The organism is Saccharopolyspora cebuensis (genome assembly GCF_039542665.1).
In the GTDB taxonomy this organism is placed as follows: domain Bacteria; phylum Actinomycetota; class Actinomycetes; order Mycobacteriales; family Pseudonocardiaceae; genus Saccharopolyspora; species Saccharopolyspora cebuensis.
This window is the reverse complement of record NZ_BAABII010000039.1, coordinates 1-1,344: the sequence shown is the minus strand read 5'-3', so window position 1 is coordinate 1,344 and position 1,344 is coordinate 1. Positions and strand designations below refer to the sequence as shown.

The following is a 1,344-nucleotide window of genomic DNA, read 5'->3' as shown; positions in this document are numbered from 1 at the left end:
CAGGGGCCGGACATCCTGCGGTGGAAGCCCGGTCGAGTGCAGCTCAGGAGCCGTCTGGTGACCGTCGTGTTCGCCGACGTGCCTCGACGGTCAGGGTGGGGATCCGGTGCCGAGAAGGTCGGTATGCGACGGTGCGTAGCGCTGCTGGTGCCGACTCATGCCCGAAAAGAGCCTTTCCTCGACAGGTGCAGTCGCTAGTCTCCGGAGCGGCCGTGATCACCGATGAGGACCGGACGTGGGATGAGCCTGCTGTGGAAACTGGAGCCGGCGACGGAAGCCAAGCACCGGCTGTACAAGCGGTACATGGACGCGTGGTGGCCGATCATGCTGCAGCCGACGAAGGACGGTTACCTGCGTCCGCGCGTCACCTATGTCGATGCCTTCGCCGGTCCGGGACTGTATGCAGACGGCGAAGAGGGTTCACCGGTGTTCGTCCTGGACCGGCTGCTCAAGCATGAGTCTGTCGAGCGGATGTTCCTCGACCGGGACCGGGTGCGGCCGCCCCATTGCTTGAAGAAGAACGGCACCCCCGCGCGTTGGCACTGATCACGGAGGTCCTGGACCCACTCGGCCGACATCGGTCGGGCGCCGGGGCCGGACTCGCCCCCGGCGATCACCCATCCGATTCCCGTCAAGTCCAGTTCCGGCAAGGGCCCCAGCAGGGGCTCGCACGACAGGAACCGCACCGCCGCGGGGACAGCACGCAGATCGTCAATGCGATCCAGCACGGCGTCGTCTTCCACCGAGGTTCCGACCCAGAGGTTGTCCGGCCACCTCAAGCCCGGCGCCAGCCGCTTCATCCGGCGGGCTCGCTTGGTCAGCACCTGGTAAGTGTGCTGCGGCGTCGCTTCCATCACCGCGAAAACACGGCGGATGAAGTCCACGGGCACCTTGGCGTGGAACAGGTCGCTCATGGAATTGACGAACACCAGCCGCGGCTGCTTCCAGCGCAGCGGCTCAGCCAACGAGGCCGGATGTACGGTCACACCAAAACCGGGGCCGCTGGTGCGGGCATCACCGTCGTTGGAGTACTTCTCCGAGCCCATCGCCTTGAGCCGCTTGGCCAGCGTCAGCGCATAGCAGTGGTCGCAGCCACGCGAAACCTGGTCGCACCCGGTCGTGGGATTCCACGTTGTTTCAGTCCACTCGATGCGCGATCGAGTGCTCATCATGTCCCCTTTCGTCGGGGGGTGGTCCTACACTACGACGACCGCCGACAAGCGTGGTGCCGATCCCGCCCCGCTGACCCGCGTCTGTTCGCCCGGAAATCTCCTGAGCGGTCAGCATGATCGGCAGGCTATCCACGACCGGCCGGTGGGCGCCCACGGTCCCCGGAAGGCTGTC

At 66.1% G+C, this 1,344-nt stretch carries 1 protein-coding gene and 1 pseudogene; one reads left to right on the top strand and one right to left on the bottom strand.

All coding sequences use genetic code 11. From position 1 onward, the window contains the following. Window positions 1–222 precede the first annotated feature (222 nt). Window positions 223–438: pseudogene (gene tcmP / locus ABD976_RS29690) on the top strand (three-Cys-motif partner protein TcmP); the annotation flags it as partial. Here tcmP and ABD976_RS29440 read toward each other — a convergent pair. Beyond that, on the bottom strand, window positions 369–1,169 hold the full coding sequence (locus tag ABD976_RS29440) for a DUF5131 family protein (RefSeq protein ID WP_345368320.1): 801 nt from the start codon (window positions 1,167–1,169) through the stop codon (window positions 369–371). The pseudogene tcmP and the gene ABD976_RS29440 sit on opposite strands and share 70 nt — an antisense overlap. Window positions 1,170–1,344: the final 175 nt, after the last annotated feature.

What these genes read in the sequence shown, in the direction of transcription:
- ABD976_RS29440 (WP_345368320.1), bottom strand. Translation starts at nt 1,169, where the DNA reads ATGAGCACTCGATCGCGCATCGAGTGGACTGAAACAACGTGGAATCCC.